General features: G+C 69.9%; 6 protein-coding genes. 3 read left to right on the forward strand and 3 right to left on the reverse strand.

Annotated elements, in window-relative coordinates:
* Positions 1 to 192 precede the first annotated feature (192 nt).
* The 3 genes from D7V93_RS34495 (at position 193) to D7V93_RS34505 (ending at position 3,313) form a co-directional block, all read left to right on the forward strand.
* Positions 193 to 1,056 (forward strand): ion transporter, encoded by an 864-nt coding sequence (locus D7V93_RS34495; protein ID WP_120647419.1) that lies wholly within the window; start codon positions 193 to 195, stop codon positions 1,054 to 1,056.
* Between the two features lie 11 nt (positions 1,057 to 1,067).
* Positions 1,068 to 2,645: an N-6 DNA methylase gene (locus D7V93_RS34500; RefSeq protein WP_120647420.1), complete on the forward strand. Its 1,578-nt coding sequence runs from the start codon at positions 1,068 to 1,070 to the stop codon at positions 2,643 to 2,645.
* A gap of 113 nt (positions 2,646 to 2,758) precedes the next feature.
* Complete coding sequence (locus D7V93_RS34505) at positions 2,759 to 3,313, forward strand: superoxide dismutase family protein (protein WP_120647421.1); 555 nt, start codon at positions 2,759 to 2,761, stop codon at positions 3,311 to 3,313.
* A 53-nt stretch (positions 3,314 to 3,366) separates the two neighbouring features.
* On the opposite strand, the gene D7V93_RS34510 is transcribed toward D7V93_RS34505, so the two are convergent.
* The 3 genes from D7V93_RS34510 to D7V93_RS34520 form a co-directional block, all read right to left on the reverse strand.
* Positions 3,367 to 4,263 carry a type VI immunity family protein gene (locus D7V93_RS34510; protein ID WP_120647422.1) on the reverse strand — a complete coding sequence of 299 codons (897 nt, stop codon included), beginning with the start codon at positions 4,261 to 4,263 and terminating at the stop codon, positions 3,367 to 3,369.
* Complete coding sequence (locus D7V93_RS34515) at positions 4,263 to 4,805, reverse strand: hypothetical protein (protein WP_244237682.1); 543 nt, start codon at positions 4,803 to 4,805, stop codon at positions 4,263 to 4,265. Before D7V93_RS34515 ends, D7V93_RS34510 begins: the two co-directional genes overlap by 1 nt.
* A gap of 260 nt (positions 4,806 to 5,065) precedes the next feature.
* A partial coding sequence (locus D7V93_RS34520) for a glutamine amidotransferase (protein ID WP_120647423.1) occupies positions 5,066 to 6,761 on the reverse strand: 1,696 nt, incomplete at its 5' end.

Below are 6,761 nucleotides of genomic sequence, written 5' to 3' on the forward strand. Positions count from 1 at the left end.
GCCCCTCCCCAGGCCCCAGGCCTTCCTGCCCCGCGTCAGAAAGCCAGCGCCTTGCTCGCTCCACGGATTGGAAGCTGGATACGGTGGCTTCTGGATCCGGTGGAGGCAACGAAGGCGCCGGTCCAGGGGAAAAGCCGGTTCCGGACATCGCGGCGCGAGCCCTGTCCCTGATTGCGCCTAAGCTGCCCGGCCGTGAACAGGCCCTCCGAACAGAGCCCCGTGGGCGGCCTCCGCGCCCGGCTCCACACCATCATCTTCGAAGCCGACACCCCAGCGGGGAAGGCCTTCGACGTGGCCCTCCTGTGGGCCATCGTGTTCAGCGTGGTCGCCGTGATGCTGGAGAGCGTCACGCAGGTGCGCGCGCGCCACGGCGCGTTGCTCCACACCGCCGAGTGGGTCTTCACCGGGCTCTTCGCGGTGGAGTACGTGCTGCGGCTCGCCGCGGTGCGCAGGCCCCTGGACTACGCGCGCAGCTTCTTCGGCATCGTGGACCTGATGGCGCTGCTGCCATCGTTCCTGAGCGTGGTGTTTCCCGGGTCGCAGACGCTGCTGGTGGTGCGCGTGCTGCGGCTGCTGCGCGTCTTCCGCATCCTCAAGCTGGGCCACCTGCTGGGACAGGCGGAGGTGCTGCTGACGGCGCTGAGGGCGAGCCGGCCGAAGATCATCGTCTTCCTGGGCACGGTGCTGAGCATCGACGTCATCATGGGCGCGGTGATGTACATGGTGGAGGGCGAGGCGAACGGCTTCGACAGCATCCCCCGGTCCATGTACTGGGCCATCGTGACGATGACGACGGTGGGCTTTGGGGACATCACGCCCAAGACGGTGACGGGGCAGTTCCTCGCCTCCATCCTGATGGTGATGGGCTACGGCATCATCGCGGTGCCCACGGGCATCGTGTCGGTGGAGCTGGCTGCCGCCACGCGTCAGCAGCTGGACACCCAGGCGTGCCCGGGCTGTGGCGCACAGGGCCATGACCTGGATGCGCGCTTCTGCAAGCGGTGCGGGACGGCCCTGGACTGGACCCCTTCCAGCCCGCACGGAGAAACTGGCTAGGATGGCCGGGCATGGCCCGCTCCATCGACACGCACGAAGTGGACGAGGAGCGGCTGGTCCGCCAGTTCCCAGGCATCGACCGCAAGGCGGTGGGCGCGTTCTACACGCCCGCGCCCATCGTGGAGCGCACACTGGCGCTCGCGCTGGCGCACCTGGGACCAGGGCCGCTCACGGTGGTGGATCCGGCCTGCGGCGCGGGAGCGTTCCTCGCGGCGGCGGCGAAGCACCGGCCGGACGCGCGCCTGTGCGGGCTGGAGCTGGACGCGGGGGTCGCGCGCATGTGCCAGGCCCGGGTGCCGGGCGCGGACGTGCGGGTGGGCGACGCGCTGCGAGACGGGCTGGAGCCGCTGCTCGCGGGGACGCCGGAAGGGCACGCCGAGTTATGGGTGGGCAACCCGCCCTACAACGGCACGTCGCCGGTGTTGAAGGACGCGGACGCCTACGCGCGGCTGCGAGCGCTGATGCCCCTGGTGATGCCGCCGGGCACCAGCCTGCGGGATGACTTCGCCTTCTTCCTCCTCGTCGCCACGAAGCGGCTCACGACGCGGCCCGGGGTCCTGGCCTTCATCACGCCCGCGAGCCTGCTGGAGTCGTTCATCTATGCGCCGCTGCGCCGCGTGCTCCTGGAAGCGCTCCACCTGCGCGAGGTGGTGGACCTGGGGCCGGGCATCTTCCGGGGCACGCAGGTGCGCACGTGCATCACGGTGTGGACATCCCGCTCCGGGAGCGACGCCCCGTCCCCCCGCTACGAGCACAAGGGCGTGGGGCAGTGCTTCACGCCGGAGCCGCCCGAGTGGCGGCTGTCCCCCATCGCAAGGGAGGCCGCCGAGTTGGACGCGGACTGGCGCGCGCGCGGAGAGCCGCTCACCACGCTCATCCCGGTGAGCCTGCCCGGGGTGAAGACGCGCTTCGACGAGCTGCTGGTGGACGCGGACCCGGACCGGCTGCTCGCGCGCCTGAGGGCCTTCGCCGCCGCGACGGACGCCACGCTGGAGGACTTCGCGAGGGAGCACGGCCTGGAGCCCGCGCTCCTGCCCAAGCTGCGGGCGTTGAAGCAGGGGCCGGCGCTGGAAGTGGATGCGTGCCACGTGCGCCCGTTCTTCCGCTACGGCGGAGCGCGGCACCGGGGCGCGCTGCCACCCGAGGCGCGCGCCTACTGCTACCTGGACCGGAGGCTGGTGCCCCGTGGAGACCACCGGCTGCGCGGGCCGTATGATCCGCACCAGGACGCGGTGAAGCTGCTGTTCAACGTGCGCGAGCTGCCCCTGTCGGCGGCGCTGTTGGAGGAGCCCGGCTGCGTGCACGACCACCGTCACGCCCGGTTCGCGCCGCTGTACGTGCCCCAGCGCGTGCGGGACGAGGGCCTGGGCATCACGAGGGGCGCCACGTCCCGCGAGGAGTTGGGGCCGAGCGTGCCCAACCTGTCACCCCGGGGTCGGGCCTGGGCCCAGACGTTGGGGGGGCCGGAGGAGGCCTTCCGCGCGGTGGTGCGCTTCCTGAATGGAGCGCAGGTGCAGCGGGTGTGGGGGCCCGCGTTCGGAGCGTCCCGGGTGGTGCCGGTGCCGCTGGAGGGGTTGTTGCCGGAGTGATGACTCCCCATCACCGGCAGGGCGCGGGGGTGGACATTCTCCTGCGAGGCCGGTGGGTGGGAGGTAGTGTCGCGGCGCTTCGCAACCCGTCCCCTGTTGGAGAATTGGAACCCATGACGATTCGCGCCCTGTTGATTGCCGCTGCCCTGACCACCACGCCCGCCCTGGCCCAGGATGCGGGGACTCCGGCCGCCGCGGATGCGGGGACGAAGCCGGCGCCCAAGAAGGGTGAGACGGTGAAGGCGACGCTGAAGGACGCCCAGGGCAAGGACGTGGGCGAGGTGACGTTGGAGCAAGCGCCGATGGGCGTGCTGGTGAAGGGCTCGCTGATGAACCTGCCCGAGGGAGAGCACGCCATCCACATCCACGAGGCGGGCAAGTGCGAGGCGCCGGACTTCAAGACGGCGGGCGGCCACTTCAACCCGACGAAGAAGCAGCACGGCGTGCTGTCGCCCAAGGGCAAGCACGAAGGCGACCTGCCGAACCTCCACGTCGCGCAGGACGGCAAGGTGCAGTTCGACTTCTTCGCCCACGGCCTCAAGGTGAAGTCGCTGCTCGACAAGGACGGCTCCGCCGTCGTGGTGCACGCCAAGCTGGACGACTACCACTCCGACCCGACCGGTGACGCTGGCGGCCGCATCGCCTGCGGCGTGGCGGAGAAGCAGTAGTCACGCGGTAGGGCTTCGCGGGGTTGCGCACACCTCGCGAAGCACGACCCGGTTCAATCCAGGAAGCGGCGCTCCCAGCGCCGCATGTCCTCTTCCGAGAAGCCATCCCAGGCATCGCGGCCCAGGTCCATCCAGGGCTCCAGGAGCCGGGCCAGCTCGCGGTAGGCCTCCATGTTTTCACCCTGTCGCGAATCTCCCGCGAGAGGCCGTTCGCCGAGCGTGACCACCGCCCTTCCCGACGGCAGCGGTTCGACGAGGCTCCCGGGAGAATGGAGTCGGTTGCGCAGGGCTTCGACTCCGCCCATGCCCGCGAGCAGGGTCGGTCCCAGGAACGTCATCCAATGCGTTCCCTGAAGCCGGGTGCCGAGCCGCAGCGAGTCCCTTCGCAGTTCCGGAATGTCCAGCCCCGGGTAGCGGAAGGCCAGTGGCCGGATGCCGTCGGTGAGCCCCAACGCATCCTCGGTGAATTGGAAGCACAGTCCCGCGTGCCCTGAGTCGAAGGGCAGCAGGGTGGCCACTTCCAGCGCGGCCTTCCGGAGCAACTCCGCGCCCCGGTCCTCCGTGGGCAGCCAGAAGCCCACGGCGGTACTTCCCGCATGAAGCGGCTGTTCGAGCCACCGGCCGTGATAGCTGAACCGATAACCCGTCATCGTCTCCGCGTCTTCCAGGAGGGTGATTTCGGTTTCGCGCGGCGCTGACAATCGCTGCTCGACGAAGCGCCAGCCCCCGGCATCCAGCGGCTGCCAGTCCCCATGGTCATCCGCATACCAACCCAACGTGTGGGGCGCGATGGCGAGGCGATAGGACTCCAGCCCCCGCACCACGTCCGCCTTCACATCGTCATGTGATCGGCGCATGTAGAACGCGGCCCCCAGCCCGTCCCGCACGCGGAGGATGCTCGCGTCACCGTCGTGCCCATGAAGGCGGATGTTCGGCCACGACGAGGGCATCACTGGACTCCGTATCCTGGCGCCACGAGGCGCGCCCTTTTGACACCCAGCGCCTTCTCATAGAGCTCGCCCTGGGACGAACCGTGATGGGGATGTCGGCCCCACTGCAACGGATTGCCGCTGGGACACGGGAACTTGAAATCGAAGACGGCTTGCACCCGGCGCGGGTCACCCGTGCCGTGCAGCACCACGTCGGGGACGAGCGCCCCCGGCAGGAGATGGAACAACCCATCTCGCAGCCACTCCGCCACCTGCTCCGGCGGTACGAAGCGAGCCTGGCCGGTAGCGGCGTCGTAGAGGTAGTGAGGCTCCAGCGCGAAGTGCTCCGGGAACGCGGCGGCAAGCTTCTCGCGTGCACACGCCAGTGCGACCTGATGCTGCTCACTCCCCAGCTTCATCGCGCGTGTCACGGGGTTGTCTCGAGAGTCCCGCTCCACCACTTCCTGGCACTGCTCGCGGGTCGGCCGTTGTCCCTTCCCAAATCGACGCTCATTCACCTCGGAGCTGGCCTGATTGGCACACTCCGCGAGCATCTGGCCCACCCGGTGGACCTCCGCGGCCTCCAACAATCGGAGCGTGGCCAACGCCGCCCGCGCGGCCTCCGCTGAACGGGAGACCCACGGGAGGACAGCCTCCTCGCCTGTCTGCGTGTAACAGGCGGGATTGCGAAGGCAGGTCGCCGACGCTGAATCCGTCTGCGAATAGCTATCGGGGGGTCTCTGGACCGAGGAGACCGTTCCAGCGCATGCACTGCTCAGCATCATGATGAGCACCGCACTCCCGCGAGCCCAGGGGCCTCGCCTCACACGTACCCGAACCGCCGCCGTGCGAACCACTCCGCGCCCAGCAGCGCGATGAGCGCCACGAGGTAGTACCAGCGGTCCCACAGCGGCTGGTCCTTCGCGCGCCCCACCTCCACCACCGGCGGATCCAACAGCGGCACGTCCGGCAGCCCGTCCTGCGGCAGCTTGTACGCCTTGCCCTCGGTGATGCTCGCGATCTGCTCCATCAGCTCCGGCCGCACCGACGCGTCCGACAGCTCCGGCCCCACCGCGCGCACCGCCACCGCGTCCTCGCCCTTGCCCAGGTCCGTGTCGCCCTTCTTCGCCGACGCGAGCAGCTTGTACGGCCCCGGCGCCGGCGGCGCGAACTCCAGCCGCACCACGCCGTCCGCGCCCGTGGCGCCCGTCTGCACCGCCACCGGCTTCTGCGTCGCCACCGAGAACAGCTCCACCCGCACCTGCGCGTCCTGCGCCGGTTGGTAGTCCGCCATCCGCGCCTGCACCACCACGCCCACCGGACGCCCCGGCTCCACCGACGGCGGATCCGCCGTCACCTTCAGCGTCGTCAGGTCCGGATCGCGCACCAGCCACCGCAGCGCATTGCCCCAGAAGCGGTCATACGCCCGGTTCGGCGACCCGTCCCGGTGCGCCGTGAACGCCCAGGACCACGTCGCGTCCGTCGCCACCACCATCGCCCGCCCCCGCCCGTAGTCCCACACCGACACCAGCGGCGCGTTCTTCCCGTCCACCGTCACGAACGGATGATCCATCAGCACCGTCGCCCCCGGCCGCGCCCGCGTCAGGTTCGCCCCCGGAATCGGCGCGAGCTCACCCCACGTGCCCTCCGTGCTCGCCGCCCCGGTGCCAATCGACGTCACCGGGTGCCGCAACCCCTCCGGCGTCAACCGGGGCTTGAACGGCTCCGGGTTCGCGGGCCCCGCCGCCTCCACCGGCAGCGCCTCCATCAGCGTGGGCATGCTCGCGCGGCCCTCGCCCAGCACGCTGTCGCCGCCAATCATCACGAACGCGCCACCCTCGTGGATGTAGCGCTCCAGGTTGCGCTCGTACTCCGCGATGGACAGCGACGGATCCGAGTAGCCGAAGTTCTGGAAGATGACGACGTCGAACGTGTGCAGCTTCGTGTCGAAGATCTCCTCCATCGGGAACGGGATGAGCGACAGCTCGCGCTCGTTCGTCACCCCGGGGTCGTCCGACAGCGTGCGCAGGATGTAGAACGAGATGAGGTCCACGTTCGCGTCCTGCTTCAGCAGCCCCCGCAGGAACCGCTCGTCCCACGACGGCCGCCCCACCACCAGCAGCACGCGCACCCGGTCGCGGATGACCTTCAGCGTGAACGACCGGCTGTTGTTCTCGCTCACCGCTTCGTCCGGGAACGTGGGCACCGTCACCGTGTAGACGAACCGCCCCGTCTGGTCCGGCGTGAAGGTGAAGGACACCGGCTTCACGTCGTCGCCGGTCGTCATCCGCACCAGCTTGTTCGCGACCGTCTTGCCCTCCTGGCTGAGCACCACCGGGATGTCCTTGCCGGCGAAGCCGCGACCGTGGATCTCCACCTCCACCGTGAGCGAATTGCGCACGAAGGCGAAGTCGTCCACCTTCAGCCCCTCCACCGCCAGGTCCTTCAGCGCCTCCTGCCCCACGAGGAACGTGGACACCGGCACGCCCAGGTCCGCGAGCGCCGCGCGCGCCCGGCCC

The organism is Corallococcus llansteffanensis (assembly GCF_003612055.1).
In the GTDB taxonomy this organism is placed as follows: domain Bacteria; phylum Myxococcota; class Myxococcia; order Myxococcales; family Myxococcaceae; genus Corallococcus; species Corallococcus llansteffanensis.

Excerpts from the sequence above, each read along its gene's own strand:
- D7V93_RS34500 (WP_120647420.1), top strand. The coding sequence starts at position 1,068 with ATGGCCCGCTCCATCGACACGCACGAAGTGGACGAGGAGCGGCTGGTC.
- D7V93_RS34505 (WP_120647421.1), top strand. The coding sequence starts at position 2,759 with ATGACGATTCGCGCCCTGTTGATTGCCGCTGCCCTGACCACCACGCCC.
- D7V93_RS34510 (WP_120647422.1), bottom strand. The coding sequence starts at position 4,263 with ATGCCCTCGTCGTGGCCGAACATCCGCCTTCATGGGCACGACGGTGAC.